General features: G+C 65.5%; 2 pseudogenes. Both read right to left on the reverse strand.

Going from position 1 to position 556, the window contains the following annotated elements:
• A pseudogene (locus tag BN1120_RS09435) lies at positions 1-292 on the reverse strand (beta-N-acetylhexosaminidase); the annotation flags it as partial.
• Between the two features lie 67 nt (positions 293-359).
• Positions 360-556: pseudogene (locus BN1120_RS21725) on the reverse strand (BadF/BadG/BcrA/BcrD ATPase family protein); the annotation flags it as partial.

The raw sequence follows: 556 nt of genomic DNA on the forward strand, positions 1-556 counted from the left end.
CCTTGCTCTCCAGGCTCAGGAAAAAACCCTTGGGCATATCGGAGTCATGCTTGAGCGGGGTGTTGCGACAGCAGAAGCGCAGCTCGTTCACCCCCTCGTGGGGCACCATGACCTTGTAACTGCCGCTCTGGCGCTCCAGGGCGCCCCCTTCGATCGAGTGGGGATCGATCTGGCGGGCGAGGCAGAAGTGGAGTTTCCAGGGGGTGGCCGGGAGTTGGCTCAGGGTGAAGCGAAACCAGACATCGTCACCGTCACGGTGATCGACCCGGGTGTGGATCAGGGGTGCGGACATGGGAATTCCTCTGATGGGGTGAAGGAAACGGGAACCTGTCCCGCAGGTGTTGTCGGCCCGACCAGGCTCAGGGATGCAGACATGGCAGCGCCTCCGTCCTGGCAAACAGGATGGCCCCCTCCAGCGCGTCGCGCTTGGGGGCGACCAGATGGAAATGGCCCAGACGGGGGGCGAGGCGCGTGCCGATGCCGCCCAGCAGGGCGATCCGGTCTGCCCCGAGCTGGGTCATGCCCTCCAGCAGCATGCCGAGCTGGGCGCAGGTCT

The organism is Aeromonas caviae, from assembly GCF_000819785.1.
GTDB lineage: Bacteria > Pseudomonadota > Gammaproteobacteria > Enterobacterales > Aeromonadaceae > Aeromonas > Aeromonas caviae.